This is a genomic window from Pseudomonas sp. MH10 (genome assembly GCF_034353045.1).
Lineage (GTDB): Bacteria > Pseudomonadota > Gammaproteobacteria > Pseudomonadales > Pseudomonadaceae > Aquipseudomonas.
This window is the reverse complement of the sequence record NZ_CP133783.1, coordinates 5,404,481-5,422,503: the sequence shown is the minus strand read 5'-3', so window position 1 is coordinate 5,422,503 and position 18,023 is coordinate 5,404,481. Positions and strand designations below refer to the sequence as shown.

The following is an 18,023-nucleotide window of genomic DNA, read 5'->3' as shown; positions in this document are numbered from 1 at the left end:
AAAACCGCACGCCAGCAAAGGCAGTGCGGTTTTTCCGAGTCAGCAAGCGACGATTAAAACTTATTTCACTTCGTGTGCTGTGACGTAATCGATAGCAGCTTGAACGGTGGTGATTTTTTCAGCTTCTTCGTCAGGGATTTCGGTCTCGAATTCCTCTTCGAGAGCCATCACCAGCTCCACGGTATCAAGGGAGTCAGCGCCCAGGTCTTCAACGAAAGAAGCCTTGTTGGTCACTTCTTCCTCTTTGACGCCAAGTTGCTCGACAACGATTTTCTTGACGCGTTCTTCGATGGTGCTCATACCTTGTTTTAACTCCTAGTGGACAAATTCAGGCAGCTGGCCGGTGGGTAAGTGTAAGAAGAGGTTTTGCGCATTTCAAGCTCAATACGCAAACCTCTGGAACCACACCCGCCTTCTGCCATTAATAGATTGCAGCTTTATAACGGATTTTGGACCGCTCGTATGACATTTTTTTGAAGCGATCCGTCACATTCAGCTCATGTACATGCCGCCGTTTACCGGGATTGTAGCCCCAGTCACGTAGCCTGCACCTTCAGATGCAAGAAAAGCGACCACGTGCGCGATCTCTTGAGCTTGCCCCAAACGCCCCAAAGGGATTTGGCTTATCAGTGATTCACGTTGCGCTTCTGGCAGCTCGCGGGTCATATCAGTGTCGATGAAACCGGGGGCTACCGAGTTCACGGTGACCGCTCGGGAGCCGACTTCACGCGCCAGAGCCCGACTGAAACCTTCCAGACCGGCTTTCGCAGCTGCGTAGTTTACTTGGCCTGCGTTGCCCATGGCACCCACAACCGAACCAATACTGATGATTCGGCCCCAACGGGCCTTGGTCATGCCGCGCAGAACACCCTTGGACAGCCGAAACAGACTGTTCAGGTTCGTGTCCACAACGTCATGCCACTCGTCATCCTTCATCCGCATCATCAGGTTGTCACGAGTGATGCCGGCGTTATTGACGAGAATCAACGGTGCACCAACGCGCTCCTGAATCAACGCCAAGGTTGCGCTCACGGATTGCGCATCACACACATTCAGCATCAGGCCAAAGCCCTCGATGCCGTTTTCCTTGAAGGTCGCGCTGATACGCTCAGCACCGGACTCAGACGTTGCGGTTCCGACCACGGTCGCTCCGTTACGTCCCAATTCAAGGGCAATGGCTTGGCCAATACCGCGGCTCGCACCGGTGACCAGTGCAACTTTACCTTGCAGGCTCATGCAAGTTCTCCTAATCAGGCCAATGCCGCGCGAGTGGCAGCGAAGGCATCTGGGGTGTTGAGGTTGTAAGTCGTCACGCCTTCGGCGCAGCGTTTGTTCAAGCCCGCAAGCACTTTACCCGGACCACATTCGACCAACTGGGTAGCGCCATTAGCGGCCAGACATTGGATGGACTCGACCCAACGCACGGGTTTGTACAACTGCTCAAGCAAATCGTGTTTGAGGGTAGCAAGATCAGTCACCGCTGATGCGCTGACATTTTGCACCAGTTGGATCTGTGGCGTCTGCCAGGCAATCGCTTCGATGGACTCAGCGAAGCGCTCTGCAGCCGGACGCATCAATTCGCAGTGCGACGGCACGCTGACGGGCAACGGCATCGCACGCTTTGCACCACGGGCCTTGCAGGCCTCCATGGCCCGCTCGACAGCGGCAGCGGAACCTGCGATCACCACTTGGCCCGGCGAATTGAAATTCACTGCGCTGACCACATCACCTTGAGCCGACTCGGCGCACGCAGCCAATACGTCAGCATCCGCCAGACCCAAAATCGCTGCCATTGCGCCTTGCCCTGCGGGCACGGCTTCCTGCATCAACTGGCCCCGGCGCTGCACCAACTTGACCGCATCGCTCAGGCTCAGGCTACCAGCCGCCACCAACGCACTGTATTCACCGAGACTGTGCCCAGCGACAAACGCAGGGCGAGCAGTGTGTTCAGCCAACCACAGGCGCCACAGCGCCACGGAGGCGGTCAGGATCGCCGGCTGCGTCTTATCGGTTTGATTGAGGTGCGCTTCCGGGCCTTGCTGAGTCAACGCCCAAAGGTCGTAGCCCAACGCAGCGGAAGCTTCAGCAAAGGTGTCCAGAATCAGTGGGTACTGCGCGCCCAGCTCGGCCAACATGCCGAGGGACTGCGAGCCTTGACCCGGAAAAACGAACGCGAGGGATGCAGACATTAAACAAGCCCCTAATAATGTGTCGTCAAAAAAGGCGCACCTGACAGGCCAGGCACACTAACGCTTGGGTACGCTGATGGACAATTGGATGAGTAAACGGTCCCAGGCGTCACATCGCCGCTACCCGTCTAGAGCAACTCTTCCAGACGCCCACTCAACCGCTGCGGGAGGTCTTCCTGGATTTCGATCAATGCCCGCTGAATGGCGCTTTGAAAGCCCTGCACACTCGCAGATCCGTGACTCTTAACGACAATGCCCTGCAGACCTAGAAAACTTGCCCCGTTATGCCTGGCAGGGGCCAAATCAGCCCGTAATCGCTTGAGCATCGGCAACGCCAAAGCCCCCACCACCTTAGTGAAAACGTTTTGCGTGAACAATGCTTCGATACGCGCGCCGATCATCGTCGCCAGGCCTTCGCTGGATTTGAGCAATATATTGCCGACAAAACCGTCACACACCACCACATCCGCCTCGCCCCGATAGACACCATCGCCTTCAACGAAACCGACGTAATTCAACCCCGGTGATGCCTGCAAAAGACTGGCCGCCATCTTGACCTGCTGATTACCCTTGATGTCCTCGGTGCCGATATTGAGCAGCGCGACCCTAGGCCGTGTCACGCCCAATGCCTCGGCGGCAACTGAGCCCATCACCGCAAACTGATGAAGATTCTCGGCACTGCAATCAACGTTCGCCCCCAAATCCAGCAATTGGCAGTAGCCCCGCTGAGTTGGGATAGCCGCGACCATGGCCGGCCGATCAATACCCGGCAGTGTCTTGAGCACGAAACGCGACAGCGCCATCAGTGCCCCGGTATTTCCTGCACTGACACACGCCTGGACCTGACCGCTGGCCAGCAACCCAAGCGCAACGCGCATCGATGAATCAGGTTTTCCGCGCAATGCCTGGGAAGGACGCTCATCCATGGAGATCACCTCTGTCGCGTTTACAACACGCAGACGTGAGCGATCCACACCGGAATGGCGAGCAATCAATTCTTCAATAAGGGGGGCTTGACCAACGAGGGTCAGGTGCAGCGAGGGTGTTGCGATCAAACAAGCAAGGCTGGCCTGCACAATGCTGCGGGGACCGAAGTCCCCGCCCATTGCGTCAATCGCGATGATCGAAGCGGACAAGTAATTACTCGTCAGCGCCTTTATCGATCACTTTGCGACCACGGTATACGCCTTCTGGCGATACGTGGTGACGCAGGTGAATTTCACCTGTGGTTTTTTCTACAGACAGAGTGCTAGCCGTAAGGGCGTCGTGCGAACGACGCATGTCACGGGCAGAGCGGGATTTTTTGTTCTGCTGAACAGCCATAATTAATTAACTCCTAAACGTTTGGGTCACGCTTTAACTGCGCCAATACACTGAACGGGTTGGACCGCGTTACCTCGTCCTCGCTCGACTCGGACACTTGATTGTCCGCCGGCTGCTGGCATTCTTGCGGATCATGAGCAGGCACAATGGGCAAGGCGAGCAAAAGCTCTTCCTCGATCAATGCCAGCAGATCCAATGGATCTTCGCCCAGTTCCAGCACGTCATAACCTTTCGGTAACGACTGGGTATTCGCACCCTCTTTCACCACAGCGTAACTGCATTCGCTGTGGATCGGCAGGGTGACCAGCTCAAGACAACGCTGGCAAACCATTTTGACTTCGACGTCGATGGAACTGTGAATTACCACAGATCTGCGCTCGTCGCGCTCAAAAACAAACCTCGCCTGCACCGTACCGAGGGTATCGGAAAGCGGGTCGCAGAGTCTCTCCAAATCAGCCAGCGGTACTTCTCCCTGAAGAGTAGTGCCACGATCAGCTAATTTGCGCGGGTCAACGTGAGGTGGAATCGGGTCATTCAACATAGGCGCAGCATTCTAGGGATGAGGTACCCCTCTGTCAAAGGAAATTCAACGCTGTGCGTATCCGGAGTCGCTGATTACAATCAACTTTCACTCACGGAGAACTTCATGCCTCCCCTGCTGCTCGCCTCCAGCTCCCCCTATCGCCGCGAATTGCTCGCCCGCCTGCGTCTTCCGTTCACCTGCAGCTCGCCAGACATCGACGAAAGCCGGCACGCTGGCGAACCCGCCATTGATCTGGTCCAGCGCCTGGCCCGCGAGAAAGCTCAAGCCTTGGCGGGCAGCCACCCCGATCATTTAATTATCGGTTCGGACCAAGTGGCAGTGCTCAATGGGAACGTCCTCGGAAAGCCCCACACCTTCGAGCGAGCGCTGGAGCAATTATCAGCGGCGAACGGCAACAGCGTGACCTTCCTGACTGGCTTGGCGCTGCTGAACAGCCTTACCGGACACTGCCAGGTCGACTGCGTGGCGTTTACCGTCCACATGCGCACGCTGGATCAACCCAGCCTCGAACGCTACCTGTACGCCGAACAACCCTACGACTGCGCAGGCAGCTTCAAAGCCGAGGGGTTAGGGGTAGGCTTGTTTCAGAGCACCGAAGGCAGCGACGCCACTAGCCTGATCGGCCTGCCACTGATTCGCTTGGTCGACATGCTGCTGATTGAAGGGGTAAGCATTCTGTAGGAGTGTCTCCTACAGAAGTAGAAAACCCGACCATAAGGTCGGGCTTCAATCAGCGCAGCGACGGCCCCTGGAAGCCCATCCACATCGCCAATTGATTGGCCATGCTGACACCTAGCTTCTTCGAGAACCGATCAAACGGTGAATCTTCGACGGTGTAGTCGACAATGTCCTTGGCGCCGATCACTTCACGAGCGACGTAACTGGCATTGCCCAGGCCATCAATCAGACCCAACGGCAGCGCTTGCTCGCCGGTCCAGACCAACCCGGAGAACAATTCAGGATGGTCTTTATCTTTCAGACGATCGCCGCGCCCTTGCTTCACGCTGGCGATGAACTGACGGTGCGTTGTATCCAGCACGCCCTGCCAGAACAATGTCTCGTCAGCCTTGGGTGGCTGGAACGGATCAAGAAACGCCTTGTGCTCACCCGAGGTGTAAGTCCGACGATCCACGCCCAGCTTGTCCATGATCCCGACAAAACCGAAACCGGCAGCCGTTACGCCGATCGAACCGACCAAACTGGCCTTGTCGGCATAGATCTGATCTGCGGCACTGGCGATGTAATAAGCGCCAGAGGCCCCGAGGTCACTGATGACCGCGTAGACCTTAATGTCAGGCTTTTCGGCACGCAGGCGACGAATCTCATCGTAGATATAACCGGCTTGTACCGGGCTGCCACCGGGACTATTGATGCGCAGGATCACACCCTTGGTCTTCGCGTCGTCGAACGCCGAACGCAGCGCACCGACGATATTATCGGCGCTGGCAGCTTCTTTATCGGCAATCATGCCCTGCACTTCGATCAATGCAGTATGCGGATCGCTCCGGGATCCACCGCCCTTGCCAAAGTCCATCAGCGGTGTGAACACCACCAACGCGCCAATCAGGTAAGCAAACGTCAGCAGCTTGAAGAAAATTCCCCAGCGCCGCGAACGACGCTGTTCCTGCACGCTTGCCAGCAAGGTTTTTTCCAGCAGCTTCCAACTTCTGTCGTCACCTTTAACGCCCTGGGCTTCAGCGCTGTCGCCTTTCCATTCGTCTGACATGTATTCATTACCTTAAAGAGACTCGATGCCTGGCGCACTCAACCAGCTACGCAACTCAGAAAAACGCTCGATGGCCAGACGCGGCTTGAATTCAAGCAGGGAAGCCAGCGATTGCGCCCCGTAACCGACCGCCACCGAATCCATACCCGCGTTATGCGCCATCAACAAGTCAAACGATGAATCACCCACCATCAGCGCGTGCTCGGGCGCCACGCCACAATGTTCAAGAATCTCGCGCAACATCAACGGATCAGGCTTGCTTGCGGACTCGTCGGCGGCACGCGTTATCTCAAAATAATCCTGCCACCCGTGGGCTTTCAATACCCGATCCAGACCCCGGCGTGATTTCCCGGTGGCGACGGCCATTTGATAGCCGTCGGCCCGAAAGGCCGCCAGCGAATCCACCACGTCAGCAAACAAAGGTGATGGCTCGGCCTCAAGCGCCACATAACTGTCGGAATAATGCCTACGGAAATCCACCATCTGATCCGGGCTTATGTCCGGATACAACGTACCAATAGCCTCAGGCAAGCCCAGCCCAATGATGCCCTTGATCGCGAAGTCATCACGCACCGGCACATCACTGCGACTGGCCGCGACCTGCATGGCTTCAACGATACGACCAATAGAATCGGCAAGCGTGCCGTCCCAGTCAAAAATCAGCAGCTTATACTCACGGCGCACTCAGTCGCTCCACGGTCTTGGCCCACATTTCATCAACAGGCGCTTGAAGCTTCAATTCACCACCGTCCGGCAACGGCACCGTCAACATATAGGCATGCAGGAACAGGCGCTTACCGCCGAGGTCTCGTATTTCCCGACTGAAATCTTCATCCCCGTACTTGGTATCACCGGCGATGCAATGCCCGGCATGCAGGGCGTGGACGCGAATCTGGTGGGTCCGCCCGGTGACCGGTTTGGCCTCGATCATGGTGGCGAAGTCACCGAAGCGGCGTAGCACCTTGAAAATCGTCAGCGCTTCTTTACCTTCCTCGTTGACTTCAACCATGCGCTCGCCTGAGCGCAGGTTGCTTTTAAGCAACGGTGCATTGACGCGCTTTTGCGCAGCGGGCCAGTTACCGCGAACCAGCGCCATATAACGCTTATCAACGCCATCACCGCGAAGCTGCTCGTGCAAATGCCGCAACATGCTGCGTTTTTTGGCGATCATCAGCAGACCCGAGGTGTCGCGATCCAAGCGGTGAACCAGCTCCAGCTCCTTGGCATCCGGACGCATCTGACGAAAGGCTTCGATCACACCGTAATTCAACCCGCTGCCGCCGTGTACGGCGATGCCAGCGGGCTTGTTCAGCACGATCAAGGCTTTGTCTTCAAAGACGATGGCAGCCTCAAGTCGCTGTAAAAGGCCCTGTGCCAGCGGAACGGGTTCATCTCGCTCTGGTAGGCGCAGAGGCGGAACGCGAATGATGTCGCCGCCCTTGAGCTTGTACTCGGGCTTGATTCGACCTTTGTTCACCCGCACTTCACCCTTACGCAAAATGCGATAAATCAAGGTCTTAGGTACGCCCTTGAGGTAGGTGAAGAGAAAGTTATCGATGCGTTGACCGGCAAGTTCCGGCGCAACCTCAACCAGCTGGACGCCGGAGGTTGGGGGGGCAATATTCGTCATGCCGCAAATCATAACAATTTTTTATGGATTTGAAGCACTTAATGATTACTGCTATAGTCGCGAACGCCGCCAAAAGCGGCCTGGACAGCGGACTAGCGGTGTAACCACCGGCCCTGACCATCGCAATTCAAGAGGACGCAAGGCCGTCCGACGGGGCTTTCGCTGGATAACGAAGGTCTGGAAACGTAACAAGCGCAGGTGACATGAGGCCTGAAACAAGCCAGATCGCAGGGTTATCACTCGCCTTCTGAGCCTATATCCACGGCCAGTTCACAAAGTGCAGTCGCTTTCAGACGATTCGAGCGAATGTTTCGGAAATAACGCCTTAAGCCATGACGCGTGACCTTCCCTATCGAAGGTTGCGGTAAATGCCAACCCGCTGCGGATTCTGCGCGCGGCAGCACCCGAATTATCAGGGATACGTGTGGGGTGGAGACGCACAACCATTGGACTGTGTAGCACTAGGCTTTATTCAAGACGCTCATATCGTCCACTGCCAATGGTTGATTCCTCCTCCTGACAAAGCTTTTGCTGACAGGGTGTCTTTTGTCACCACAGCAAGCAGGATACGTCGTCGCGACTTCGACCCCTCTGGTTGAAACCTCGCTAGACACTGGAGTGGCCAACCGCTCCTGACGCGCCCTGACACCGACCGTGAGAAGTCGTGTGTGCCGAACGCCGTTTCCGGCAGCCCGGAAACCGACGGTACTACATGAAAAGAATGCTAATTAACGCAACTCAACCCGAAGAGTTGCGTGTCGCACTGGTAGATGGCCAACGCCTCTATGACCTGGACATCGAATCGGGCGCGCGCGAGCAGAAGAAGGCCAACATTTATAAAGGCCGGATTACTCGCATCGAACCAAGCCTTGAGGCTGCCTTTGTCGATTTCGGCTCCGAGCGCCACGGCTTCCTGCCCCTCAAAGAAATCTCCCGCGAATACTTCAAGAAAGCACCTGAAGGCCGCGTCAACATCAAGGATGTCTTGACCGAAGGTCAGGAAGTCATCGTTCAGGTCGAGAAAGAAGAACGTGGCAACAAGGGCGCAGCCCTGACCACTTTCATCAGCTTGGCCGGTCGTTACCTGGTGCTGATGCCGAACAACCCGCGTGCAGGCGGTATTTCCCGTCGCATCGAAGGCGAAGAACGCAACGAACTGCGTGAAGCGCTGAACGGCTTGATCGCCCCGGCTGACATGGGCCTGATCGTCCGCACTGCCGGCCTTGGCCGCAGCAGCGAAGAAATGCAGTGGGACCTCGACTACCTGCTGCAACTCTGGACTGCTATTAAAGAAGCGTCCCTTGATCGCTCCGCGCCATTCCTGATCTATCAGGAAAGCAACGTGATCATCCGCGCCATCCGCGATTACCTGCGCCAGGACATCGGCGAAGTACTGATCGACAGCGTTGAAGCCCAGGAAGAAGCCTTGACGTTTATCCGTCAGGTGATGCCGCAATACGCCAGCAAGATCAAGCTCTACGAAGACAGCGTTCCGCTGTTCAACCGTTTCCAGATCGAAAGCCAGATCGAAACCGCGTTCCAGCGTGTTGTCGAACTGCCTTCCGGCGGCTCCATCGTTATCGATCCGACCGAGGCCCTGGTGTCCATCGACATCAACTCGGCGCGCGCTACCAAAGGCAGCGACATCGAAGAAACCGCGTTGCAAACCAACCTGGAAGCGGCTGAAGAAATCGCCCGCCAGCTGCGTCTACGCGATATCGGCGGCTTGATCGTCATTGACTTCATCGACATGACCCCAGCGAAAAATCAGCGCGCTGTGGAAGAAAAAGTACGCGAAAGCCTGGAACAAGACCGTGCCCGCGTCCAGGTCGGTCGCATCTCGCGTTTCGGCCTGCTGGAAATGTCCCGTCAACGCCTGCGTCCATCGCTGGGCGAAAGCAGCGGCATCGTTTGCCCGCGCTGCAACGGCACCGGCATCATTCGTGATGTGGAATCGCTGTCACTGGCCATCCTGCGCCTGATTGAAGAAGAAGCCCTGAAAGACCGCACCGCCGAAGTCCGCGCTCAAGTGCCGATTCCGGTTGCGGCTTTCCTGCTCAACGAAAAGCGTAACTCGATCACCAAGATCGAACTGCGCACCCGTGCGCGTATCGTCATCCTGCCGAACGACCATCTCGAAACGCCGCACTTCGAAGTGCAGCGCCTGCGTGATGACAGCCCGGAAGCTCACACCAATCAGTCAAGCTACGAAATCGCTGCCGCCGCCGCTGAAGTGGAAGAAGTTCCGCCACCAGCTGCCGCGACTCGTACCCTCGTTCGCCAGGAAGCTGCCGTCAAGACCGCCCCGCCGCGTGCCAACGCGCCGATGCCGGTTGAAGCTGCCGCCCCTGCTGCAACGGCCGTGAGCCTGCCTGAGCCAAGCCTGTTCAAAGGCCTGGTGAAATCCCTGGTCAGCCTGTTCGCCGTTAAAGAAGAGCCAACGCCGGTCGTGGTTGAAAAGCCAGCCGCTGAACGCCCTGCTGCACGGAACGACGAGCGCCGTAACGGTCGTCAACAGAGCCGCAGCCGTAATGGCCGCCGCGATGAAAAACCGCGGGAAGAACGTGCCGAACGCGCTCCACGTGAAGAACGGGCACCGCGCGAGGAACGTGCTCCCCGCGAAACCCGTGAAGACGTCGCTGTTGTAGCCGCACCTCGCGAAGAACGTGCACCGCGCGCGCCTCGTGAAGAACGCGCCCCACGTGCTCCGCGTGAAGATCGCAAACCACGCGAAGATCGCCCGGTGCGTGAATTGCGTGAAGCATTGGACGCGCCTGCTGCTGCGCCTGAAGCCCGTAGCGAAGAACGTCCGGAGCGCGCACCGCGTGAAGAACGCCAGCCGCGCGAGCCTCGTGCCCCGCGTGAAGAGCGTCAACCACGGGTCGAACAGCCTGCGGTAGCTGCAGCGGTAGCGGTCGCTGAAGACGAAGAAGACGATGCACTGACCAACGAAGAACTGCTGGATGACAACCAGGATGGCGCCGAAGGCGATCGCCCTCGTCGTCGTTCGCGTGGCCAACGTCGTCGCAGCAACCGTCGTGAGCGTCAACGTGATGCCAACGGCAATGTGATCGAAGGTTCGGAAGGTTCTGAATCCGAGGGTTCCGAATCCGAAGAAGCGGCTCACAGCGAGCCAAGCACCTCTGATTTGGCTGCCGGTCTGGCTGTAACCGCCGCGGTTGCCAGCAGCGTGATCAGCGCGCCAGCCGAAGCCGACGCACATCGCCAGGCTGAACGTGCCACTGCTGCGGTCGACGCTTACGAAGCGCCGGTTGTAGAAGCACCCGTCGTCGAGGTGCCAGTGGTTGAAGCACCTATCGTTGAAACGCCGGTTGCTCACGTTGCACCGCACGTCGAAGCGACGCCGGACGTTGAAGTCCAGCACGCGCCTCGTGAAGAAGCGGCTGTTGCACACTACGCACCTGTTGCCGCTCAAGCCGAGCTGTTCAGCGCCCCTGTTAGCGAGCACGTTGCTGCGTTCAACAGCGCTCCGGTACACGAAGAGGTTCAGGCGACTGAATCCTCGGAAATGCCGACCCAAGCCCCTGCCGCCCCAGTGGTCGCACAAGCGTCGGTTGAAGCGCCTGCTCCGATAGTGGTTGCTGCGCAAATCGAAGCGCCACACGTACCTGAAGCGGTCGTTGAACCGGCGGCTGTTGTCAGCAGCACAGGCCGCGCACCAAACGATCCTCGTGAAGTGCGTCGTCGCAAGCTTGAAGCCGCGCGCCTGCAGAAAGAAGCTGAAGAAGCAGCCGCCAACGCTCCCCAGGTTGTCGCCGCTGTAGAGCCAGCTCCGGTTGCTGAAGTCGAACCGACCCAGCACGTTGCAAGCGCCGAACACACTGCCACTGAACCCACTGCACCGGTGATCGATGAAAACCTGCGCTCGGCTGAAGAAGTAGTGCTGCACCACCCAGAAGCTCTGGAAGAAAGCAAAGAGCCTAAACCGCTCGCTTAATCCTGGCTGACGAAAAGCCCCCGTTTGCGCAAGCACACGGGGGCTTTTTTATGTCTACTGTGTAGGAGATCCCGATCCGTCGCGTAGCAAACTGAGTAGCACTGTGTGTTGTTTGAGATTGCAGAGTGTCAGGATTGAAGCCTTCCCGAATGAATTCGGTCCCACGGATTGTGAAGATGCGCAGATTTTTGTAGGGCCCCAAGGGCCTTCGCCATCCAGTTGGCTCCTACAGAGAGTGTGCACGCTGTAAGAGCCAACTTGTTTGAGGGATGCAGTGAGCTGTTACTGCGACACAGGGGCCTTGGCTGGGTCCTTGCTCATGGTGCCTTTCTTCATGGTGCCTTTAGACATATTGTCTTTGCTCATGTTGTCTTTGCTCATGTTGCCTTTTTTCATGGCACCCTTTTTGGACATGTTCATGTCGTCTTTAGTCGGGGCGGCTTGTTTCGCCGGATCACTATTCAAATCGTCTTGGGCCGCACTGTTTTGGCTGATGCTGTTTTTTTTCATCACATCCTTGGACATGGTGCTTGTGCTCATGGGATTGCCGCTGGTGGTCTCCGCCGCGAAAGCGCTGCCAACAGCACCCAACCCCACGCACATGGACAATACGAATGCAGATAATTTTTTCACGAGAATTTACCTTTGATCGTTAGTTTCGAGAGGCGTACAGCGGGTGGCTGCACGCCCTTGGTTACTTGCTAACTGGCTCCAGTTTTGAGCCCTCGCGGTAACGAAGTCCTCACGCCTACTTCGATTAAATGTGATAACTCGTCCTCCACTTATACGGTCAGATCCTTTGAGCCTTCAAAGATTCAGAAATATAATCGGCTTGCTAAATCGCCAGGGTGACGATGATAACGTTGGGTTTTCGCAGCGCTGGTGGGTCCTACAGAAATTTAGGGATTGAACACCAATGCCGCTGGCGTATCGACGTCCCATAGCACTCCCGGGTCATTAACCGCGATTTCCCGCAGCGACCCGGCCTGAAACAAACGCTTGGCGCCCCGCTCTCCAGATAAGGCCATCAATGCCAGGCAAAACCGTCGGCCGAACGCCACAGGATGGCCGAGTTCTGCCCCGTTGACGGGCACACTGATCATTCCATCCTCTAACGAGTCAATCAGCCGCGTCAGGGTTTCAGGCAATACAAACGGCATGTCACCCAGTACCACCAACCAACCGCGATGGTCGGGCTGAGCCGAAATGGCTGCAGCAATGCTGTCGCCCATTCCGGCCGAATCCAGTAACACTATTTCGCAGCCGTAGCGCCTCCCAAGTTCAATCACCTCAAGGCGATCAGGTCGGGTCAGCAACAGCCTCTTGTCCACCGCGTTCATACCCGACTGAAGATTAATCAGCACCTGTTCAAGCACCGGCCGCATAACCCCATCGAGTCCGAGGCAAGGCGCTAAGAGTTTGTCCTGATCGGCACCCGCAATCGCCCGAAAACGGCTGCCCTGCCCCGCAGCAAGGACCACCGAACAGACTGTCGTGCTCAATGCTCAATCTCGGCAGTCAGCGGCTTCTTCTGCTTCAACGCGATGCCGTTTTTGATCGTGACGATTTCAGCCATCAACGACAGCGCGATTTCTGCGGGCGTGTGACTGCCTATATGCAGACCAATCGGTCCATGCAAGCGCTCGATGGACTCCGCGCTCAAGCCTAATTGCGCCAGGTTTTCCCGACGCTTCTGGCTGTTGACCCGCGACCCCAGCGCACCGATATAAAACGCTTTAGAACTCAGCGCCGTCAGTAACGCCATGTCGTCCAGGCGGGGGTCATGGGTGAGCGCGACGATGGCCGTGCGCTCGTCGGTCTCGATAGTAAGCACCGCGTCGTCCGGCATTCCGGGCACGAAGCGCGTTTTTTGGTCTTCCCAACCGTAGGCAAATTCCTTGCGCGGATCACAAATCAGCACTTCAAAATCCAGCAGATGAGCCATCTCAGCTACATAACGCGACAACTGTCCGGCGCCGATCAGCAGCAAACGCCAACGCGGACCATAGATCGTACGCAGAGTTTGCCCATCGAAACTGACTTGATCGCCGCGACTGGCGGGATGCAGGCTCACCGCGCCGGACTTTAAATCCAGCTCCCGAGCCACCAGTTGGTGGTCCTCGCACCGTTGCAGCAACTCGGCGACCCACTGTTCATCGCCGACCCACTCCTCCGTCAGGCGCAAAGTGCCACCGCATGGCAAACCGAAGCGGGCGGCTTCCTCCTGCGTTACGCCATAGGTGACTAACTGGACCTCATCGCGGACCTGTAGACGACCGTCCTGCAAACGCGAAATCAGGTCGTCTTCAATACAACCGCCAGACACCGAGCCAATCACCATGCCGTCCTCACGTAGCGCTAACATCGCGCCAGGCGGCCGAGGGGCGCTGCCCCAGGTTTGAACCACGCTGTACAACACCACGCGCTGACCGGCACGGCGCCAATCAAGCACACTGCGCAAGACATTCAAATCGACACTGTCCATCACAGGTTCGCCTGTTTTGATTGCAAGAATACGAACACGTGAGACAGCACAATAGACCGAAAAAGTCAGCCGAACCTCAATAAAGGTTTGGCTCCATGTCGAGTGTTACCTGATAGCGCTGGGCAATGTCAGTTTGAATCCGTTGCGCGAGGTCCAGCAATTGCAGACCGGTGGCACTGCCGTAGTTGACCAGCACCAACGACTGCAAGCGATGCACGCCCGCATCGCCGTCGCGAAAACCCTTCCAGCCCGCCTGCTCGATCAACCAGCCTGCTGCCAGCTTTACCTGACCGTCAGCCTGTGGATAACTTATCAGCCCTGGGTGTTCACGCTTCAAGTCGGCGGCCAACGAAGCAGCCACCAGTGGATTTTTGAAGAAGCTGCCAGCATTCCCCAGTACGGCGGGGTCAGGCAGCTTTTCACGACGAATCGCGCAGATCGCTAAGCTGACATCCTTGGGCGTCGGCTGGCTGATGCCTTGTTCGTCAAGACGCTGACGCACCGGGCCGTATTCAAGGTGCAACCTTGCGGTACGGCTAAGTCCGAAGCGCACTCGCAAAATCAGCCAACGATCCGGGTGGTGCTTGAACACGCTGTCGCGATAAGCGAAGGCGCAATCGCTGAGGGTAAAATCACGCAACTCACCGGTCTGCCGGTCTAGCGCGGTCAGGCTGTGGAAAATATTCTTGATCTCAACCCCGTAGGCGCCGATGTTCTGCATCGGCGCGGCGCCGACAGTACCGGGGATCAAGCTGAGGTTTTCCAGACCGGACAAGCCTTGCTCAAGGGTCCAGAGCACGAACCCGTGCCAGCCCTCACCGGCCTCGGCTTCGATAATGACCTGTTTACCGTCATCGCTAAGGATCCGGATGCCGCGAGTGGCCATGCGCAAGACCAGCGCCTGAACGTGCGCCGTTAGCAGCAAATTACTGCCACCGCCGATCACCAGCAGCGGCAGCGCGTGCTCAACCGAGAACGTCAGCGCCTCACGGACGTCTTCATCGTTATGCGCTTCGGCAAAAGCCTGGGCCTGTACCTCCACGCCAAACGTATTGAACGGTTTGAGAGAAACCCCGGCCCGCACCTGCAACGTCATCAAACCTCCAGCAAGCGTCGCACGCGCTCAAGGTCTTCAGCGGTGTCGACACCGGGAGGCGGTGTTTCGATTGCGTCGGCGACGTGAATCCGCACGCCGTGCCACAACGCACGCAGTTGCTCCAGGTGCTCGGTGTCTTCCAACCAACAAGGACCCCAACTGACGAAATCGTGCAAGAAGCCCGCGCGATAGGCGTAAATCCCGATGTGTCGGCGATACGGTACGCCCGCAGCCAGTTGATCGCAGTCCTGGGCCAAGGCGTCACGCGCCCACGGCAAAGGGGCGCGGCTAAAGGTCAGCGCCAACCCATTGATGTCGGCAACGACTTTGACCACGTTGGGGTTGAACAAGGCCGCCACGTCATCAATGGGCTCGGCCAAGGTCGACATCCGCGCCTCGGGGTGTCCCGCGAGGGTGGCCGCCACTTGATCGATCACCGCAGGCGGGATCATCGGTTCGTCGCCCTGCACATTGACCACAATGGCATCGGCTGCCAGACCCAACTGGGTAGCGACTTCTGCCAGCCGGTCGGTGCCGGAATTATGATCGTCGCGGGTCAGCAATACTTCGGCACCAAACACACGGCAGGCGTCGACAATACGGGTATCGTCAGTCGCGATCACGACCCGATCCGCGCTGCTTTTTAGCGCCTGTTCCCAGACGTGCTGAATCATCGGTTTCCCAGCAATCAGCTTCAATGGCTTGCCGGGAAAACGGCTCGAGCCATAACGCGCCGGGATCACGACGGTGAACACGACGGTCATTTATCCAGACGCTCGTCAGTGGTCAGGGTCCGCGCTTCGCTTTCCAGCATCACCGGAATGCCATCGCGAATCGGATAAGCCAGGCCCGCGCCTTTGCTGATCAGCTCGGTTTTGTCAGCGCTGAGCTTGAGCGGCCCTTTACAGATGGGGCAAGCGAGGATGTCGAGCAGTTTGGTGTCCATAAGAAGTCCTGAGGTGCGGTTATGGAAAAGGGGGCAACAGGCGCTGCAATTGTGCGTCGAACCAAACGATGAACGCGGCCGATGGCTCGGCATCCACCGCTAGGCACCACCAGTCATCGCCCGCAAAGGCCCGGCATTTCACGGCATCCTTCTCGGTCATGATCAGCGGCAATGCAGGGGTGAAACTCAAGGCCTCGACACTGTAAGCAGCATGGTCTGCAAACGCGTGAGGTATCGGGCGCCAGTGTAGCCCTTTGAGGGTATTGAAGAAACGTTGCGGGTTACCGATGCCAGCCACTGCGTGCAGCGCTTGCCCGGCGGGAAAATGGGACAACGGTTGCCGCTCGCCACTGCGCAGATTGACCAGCGTGGTGGGCGTGAGCACAAAACCAAAACCGTCTTCGCGATCGTTGGCCGCGCCGTTGTAAAGCAGCGCATCGACGCTCTCAAGGCGCTCCACCGGTTCGCGCAAAGGGCCTGCGGGCAGGCAGCGCCGATTACCCAAACCGCGCGCGGCATCGATTAGCACCACTTCCAGGTCCCGGGCCAAGCGGTAATGCTGCAAGCCGTCATCGGATAAAATCAGGTCCAGCGGTTCGGCAGCAAGCAAGGCGCGCACCGCATTGCTTCGATCAGGGTCGATCATCACTGGAGCGCCGCTGCGTTGCGCGATCAGCAGCGGTTCATCGCCGGCTTCTTGCGGGCTTTGATCGGCATTGACGCGCCACGGCAAACTCGGCGGTTTGGCCCCGTAACCACGGCTGACCACCCCAACGCGCAGACCACGACGGCGGCAGTGCTCGATCATCCAGAGAATCATCGGCGTCTTGCCGGTGCCGCCCACGGTGATATTGCCCACCACCAACACTGGCACCGGTGCCCGGTAAATAGAACCTTCACCGGCCAGAAAACGCGCACGCTTGCCGTTCACTACCCGGCGATAGAGCCATTCCAGCGGGCGCAACAGACCAAGCGCGGGATGGCCGTGATACCAGGCGGTGAGTAAACGATCGGTCAGGGCCATCAGTTAACCGTTGGCGCCTCGACCGTGGTCATGCGCAGGCGGCTGAAACCCAGCTTGCCTGCCGCGTCCATGGCGGTGATCACTGCTTGATGAGGGGTTTTGCCATCCGCGCTGATCGACAACGGCAATGTGGTATCGCCTGAGGATTCCTTTTGCAGCGCTTGGATCAAGGACGGCAAATCATTTTTTGGCAGCAATTGGTTATTCAGCGAATAAATGCCGTCGGCACTGATCGCGATGTCCAGGTGCTTAAGCTCGGAGTTCTCCTCCGGGGTGCCGGTCACCGCTTGCGGCAATTCGACACGCAGCTGGGTCTCCCGGGTGAAGGTCGTCGTCACAACAAAGAACAACAGCAGAATGAACACCACGTCGATCAATGACACGAGGTTGATGTCGATGTTCTCCCGCGGCCTGCGGCGGCGAAATTTCACTTTTTCTTGCCCTCGGCCAAGTCGACATCACGGTCGCCTTGCACCACTTCAACCAACTTGATCGCTTCCTGCTCCATGCCCACGACCAGTTCGTCGACCCGGCTTTGCAGGAATCGATGAAAGAAGATCGCCGGTATCCCGACCATCAGGCCCGAAGCGGTACAGATCAAGGCTTTGGAGATACCGCCAGCCAAAATCGCGGCGTTGGTGGTCATGCCCGAGTTCATGAACGAACCAAAGATGTCGATCATCCCCAGCACGGTGCCGAGCAGACCGAGCAACGGCGCCATGGCCGCAATCGTGCCCAAGGCGCTCAAATAGCGTTCGAGTTCATGAATGACCCGTGCTGCGGCCTCTTCGATGCACTCTTTCATGATCTCGCGACCGTGCCGCGAGTTGGCCAGACCGGCCGCAAGGATTTCCCCCAGCGGTGAGTCAGCGCGCAGTTCCCGGAGTTTTTCCTTGTTCAGTTGCTTGTCTTTGATCCAGCGCCAGACCTGACCGAGCAAGTGCGGCGGGGTTATACGGCTGGCACGCAAGGTCCAGAGTCGCTCGATAATGATCGCGACAGCGACGATGGAACTCAGAATGATCGGCAGCATCATCCAACCGCCTGATTTAACCAGTTCCCACACAGTAACGACCCCCGAAAAAAGTGGCGCCACTCTACC

20 protein-coding genes are annotated in these 18,023 nt (G+C 57.7%); 2 read left to right on the top strand and 18 right to left on the bottom strand.

Annotation, left to right across the window (positions count from 1 at the left end):
* Positions 1 to 60: 60 nt before the first annotated feature.
* From acpP to RHM59_RS24510, 6 genes are all read right to left on the bottom strand, one after another.
* Positions 61 to 300 (bottom strand): acyl carrier protein, encoded by a 240-nt coding sequence (acpP, locus tag RHM59_RS24535; protein ID WP_322165481.1) that lies wholly within the window; start codon positions 298 to 300, stop codon positions 61 to 63.
* A gap of 192 nt (positions 301 to 492) precedes the next feature.
* A complete protein-coding gene (gene fabG / locus RHM59_RS24530; RefSeq protein WP_322165482.1) occupies positions 493 to 1,236 on the bottom strand; it encodes a 3-oxoacyl-ACP reductase FabG in 744 nt (247 codons plus the stop codon).
* A 14-nt stretch (positions 1,237 to 1,250) separates the two neighbouring features.
* Positions 1,251 to 2,189 (bottom strand): ACP S-malonyltransferase, encoded by a 939-nt coding sequence (fabD, locus tag RHM59_RS24525; protein WP_322165483.1) that lies wholly within the window; start codon positions 2,187 to 2,189, stop codon positions 1,251 to 1,253.
* A gap of 128 nt (positions 2,190 to 2,317) precedes the next feature.
* Complete coding sequence (plsX, locus tag RHM59_RS24520) at positions 2,318 to 3,325, bottom strand: phosphate acyltransferase PlsX (RefSeq protein WP_322183557.1); 1,008 nt, start codon at positions 3,323 to 3,325, stop codon at positions 2,318 to 2,320.
* A 4-nt stretch (positions 3,326 to 3,329) separates the two neighbouring features.
* The gene (rpmF, locus tag RHM59_RS24515) at positions 3,330 to 3,512 is read right to left on the bottom strand and encodes a 50S ribosomal protein L32 (protein ID WP_008152339.1); all 183 of its coding nucleotides are present in this window, start codon (positions 3,510 to 3,512) and stop codon (positions 3,330 to 3,332) included.
* 13 nt (positions 3,513 to 3,525) lie between these two features.
* Positions 3,526 to 4,053 carry a YceD family protein gene (locus RHM59_RS24510; protein ID WP_322285621.1) on the bottom strand — a complete coding sequence of 176 codons (528 nt, stop codon included), beginning with the start codon at positions 4,051 to 4,053 and terminating at the stop codon, positions 3,526 to 3,528.
* Between the two features lie 105 nt (positions 4,054 to 4,158).
* Between RHM59_RS24510 and RHM59_RS24505 the strand changes: the two genes are divergently transcribed.
* Positions 4,159 to 4,737, top strand: coding sequence for a nucleoside triphosphate pyrophosphatase (locus RHM59_RS24505; protein ID WP_322285620.1), 579 nt, complete (start codon positions 4,159 to 4,161; stop codon positions 4,735 to 4,737).
* Between the two features lie 49 nt (positions 4,738 to 4,786).
* Here the strand turns inward: RHM59_RS24505 and RHM59_RS24500 are convergent, their stop codons facing one another.
* The 3 genes from RHM59_RS24500 to rluC are packed head-to-tail and all read right to left on the bottom strand — an operon-like array spanning position 4,787 to position 7,412.
* Positions 4,787 to 5,782, bottom strand: coding sequence for a S49 family peptidase (locus RHM59_RS24500; protein ID WP_322165488.1), 996 nt, complete (start codon positions 5,780 to 5,782; stop codon positions 4,787 to 4,789).
* Positions 5,783 to 5,794: 12 nt separating this feature from the next.
* Positions 5,795 to 6,466, bottom strand: coding sequence for an HAD-IA family hydrolase (locus RHM59_RS24495; RefSeq protein WP_322285619.1), 672 nt, complete (start codon positions 6,464 to 6,466; stop codon positions 5,795 to 5,797).
* Positions 6,456 to 7,412, bottom strand: coding sequence for a 23S rRNA pseudouridine(955/2504/2580) synthase RluC (rluC, locus tag RHM59_RS24490; protein WP_322165490.1), 957 nt, complete (start codon positions 7,410 to 7,412; stop codon positions 6,456 to 6,458). The genes RHM59_RS24495 and rluC overlap by 11 nt, the downstream gene beginning before the upstream one ends.
* A gap of 712 nt (positions 7,413 to 8,124) precedes the next feature.
* On the opposite strand from rluC, the gene rne reads away from it, so the two are divergent.
* Positions 8,125 to 11,370, top strand: coding sequence for a ribonuclease E (gene rne, locus RHM59_RS24485; protein WP_322285618.1), 3,246 nt, complete (start codon positions 8,125 to 8,127; stop codon positions 11,368 to 11,370).
* 282 nt (positions 11,371 to 11,652) lie between these two features.
* Here rne and RHM59_RS24480 read toward each other — a convergent pair whose 3' ends face one another.
* The 9 genes from RHM59_RS24480 to RHM59_RS24440 form a co-directional block, all read right to left on the bottom strand.
* Positions 11,653 to 12,003, bottom strand: a complete 351-nt coding sequence (locus RHM59_RS24480; protein WP_322165492.1) for a hypothetical protein — start codon at positions 12,001 to 12,003, stop codon at positions 11,653 to 11,655.
* Between the two features lie 266 nt (positions 12,004 to 12,269).
* A complete protein-coding gene (locus RHM59_RS24475; protein ID WP_322285617.1) occupies positions 12,270 to 12,872 on the bottom strand; it encodes a nucleotidyltransferase family protein in 603 nt (200 codons plus the stop codon).
* A complete protein-coding gene (locus RHM59_RS24470) occupies positions 12,869 to 13,855 on the bottom strand; it encodes an XdhC family protein (RefSeq protein ID WP_322183553.1) in 987 nt (328 codons plus the stop codon). The genes RHM59_RS24475 and RHM59_RS24470 overlap by 4 nt, the downstream gene beginning before the upstream one ends.
* Before the next feature lie 76 nt (positions 13,856 to 13,931).
* Positions 13,932 to 14,951, bottom strand: coding sequence for a UDP-N-acetylmuramate dehydrogenase (murB, locus tag RHM59_RS24465; protein ID WP_322165495.1), 1,020 nt, complete (start codon positions 14,949 to 14,951; stop codon positions 13,932 to 13,934).
* Entirely contained in the window at positions 14,951 to 15,715 is a 765-nt protein-coding gene (kdsB, locus tag RHM59_RS24460) for a 3-deoxy-manno-octulosonate cytidylyltransferase (RefSeq protein WP_322165496.1), read from the bottom strand. The genes murB and kdsB overlap by 1 nt, the downstream gene beginning before the upstream one ends.
* On the bottom strand, positions 15,712 to 15,897 hold the full coding sequence (locus RHM59_RS24455) for a Trm112 family protein (protein WP_003174668.1): 186 nt from the start codon (positions 15,895 to 15,897) through the stop codon (positions 15,712 to 15,714). Before RHM59_RS24455 ends, kdsB begins: the two co-directional genes overlap by 4 nt.
* 19 nt (positions 15,898 to 15,916) lie before the next feature.
* Positions 15,917 to 16,921, bottom strand: coding sequence for a tetraacyldisaccharide 4'-kinase (gene lpxK, locus RHM59_RS24450; protein ID WP_322165497.1), 1,005 nt, complete (start codon positions 16,919 to 16,921; stop codon positions 15,917 to 15,919).
* Positions 16,921 to 17,352, bottom strand: a complete 432-nt coding sequence (locus tag RHM59_RS24445; protein WP_322165498.1) for a biopolymer transporter ExbD — start codon at positions 17,350 to 17,352, stop codon at positions 16,921 to 16,923. Before RHM59_RS24445 ends, lpxK begins: the two co-directional genes overlap by 1 nt.
* Positions 17,349 to 17,987 (bottom strand): MotA/TolQ/ExbB proton channel family protein, encoded by a 639-nt coding sequence (locus tag RHM59_RS24440; protein ID WP_322165499.1) that lies wholly within the window; start codon positions 17,985 to 17,987, stop codon positions 17,349 to 17,351. Before RHM59_RS24440 ends, RHM59_RS24445 begins: the two co-directional genes overlap by 4 nt.
* Positions 17,988 to 18,023 lie beyond the last annotated feature (36 nt).